Below are 1,177 nucleotides of genomic sequence, written 5' to 3' on the forward strand. Positions count from 1 at the left end.
CTGCCGTCGTTCGACGCTTCGACCCTGGACGGTGAGGGCCTGGCCTCCACCGCGTTGGCGGGCGAGCCCGTCGTGCTGTGGTTCTGGGCCCCCTGGTGCACCATCTGCCGGGGCGAGGCCGACGGCGTCGCCGAGGCCGCCGAACGCTACGAGGGCCGGGTGGACTTCATCGGTGTGGCCGGTCTGGGCGAGGTCGAGGACATGCGCTCCTTCACCACCGACACCGGCACCGACCACATGAGGCACATCGTCGACGAGGACGGCACCATCTGGTCGGACTTCGGCGTCGTGGGCCAGCCCGCGTTCGCGTTCGTGCGTTCCGACGGCACCTTCGAGACCGTCGCCGGCACCCTGTCCGACGACGACCTGGACGCCCGCGTGAGCGACGGGCTGTTGGCCGAATGACCCAGCTGCCGTTCGTGATCGCCCTGGTGGCGGGCATGCTGGCGGCCCTGAACCCGTGCGGGTTCGCCATGCTCCCCGGCTACCTGGCGCTGCTGGTCGCCGACGACGGCGGCACCGGCGGCACCGGGCGCCTGCGCCCGCTGGTGCGGGCCCTGGCCACCACGGCCGCGATGACGGGCGGCTTCATCGCGGTGTTCGCGGTCTTCGGGCTGGTGGCCGTTCCGCTGGCCCTGTCGCTGGAGCGGCACCTGCCCTGGGTGACGGTGGTCATCGGCCTGGTGCTGGTGGGGCTGGGCGGTTGGCTGCTGGCCGGGCGCGAGGTCGGCCTCCTGATGCCGCGGCCCTCGCCGGGGCGCCCGGCGCGGTCGCTGCGCTGGGCCGTGGTCTACGGGGCCACCTACGCGATCGCGTCCCTGTCGTGCACGATCGGCCCGTTCCTGGCGCTGACCACCAGCGCCCTGCGCTCCACCAGCGCCCTGGGGGTGGTGGGGGTGTTCGCGGCCTACGCGGCGGGGATGGGCCTGGTGGTGGGCACGTTGACCGTGGCCGTGGCGCTGGCCCGGGATTCGGTGGCCGTGCGGTTGCGTTCGGCCCTGCCGTACGTGACCCGGGCGGGCGGGGCCCTGCTGGTGCTGGCCGGGGCTTATGTGGCCTACTACGGGTGGTTCGAGTTGCGGGTGCTGGCCGGTGCGGCCGACAGCGACCCGGTGGTGGGCACCGCGGTGCGGTGGCAGGGCGAGCTCGCCCGCCTGCTCCAGCAGGTCGGGGCGGG

2 protein-coding genes are annotated in these 1,177 nt (G+C 74.1%); both read left to right on the top strand.

The window, feature by feature from the left end:
• Positions 1–405, top strand: a 405-nt coding sequence (locus QJS33_RS31245) for a redoxin domain-containing protein (RefSeq protein ID WP_306371670.1), incomplete at its 5' end; no start/stop codon positions are given.
• A partial coding sequence (locus QJS33_RS31250; RefSeq protein WP_306371671.1) for a cytochrome c biogenesis CcdA family protein occupies positions 402–1,177 on the top strand: 776 nt, incomplete at its 3' end. The genes QJS33_RS31245 and QJS33_RS31250, both read left to right, overlap by 4 nt.

Origin of the sequence: Nocardiopsis sp. CC223A, from assembly GCF_030766825.1 — a bacterium.
In the GTDB taxonomy this organism is placed as follows: Bacteria; Actinomycetota; Actinomycetes; order Streptosporangiales; family Streptosporangiaceae; genus Nocardiopsis.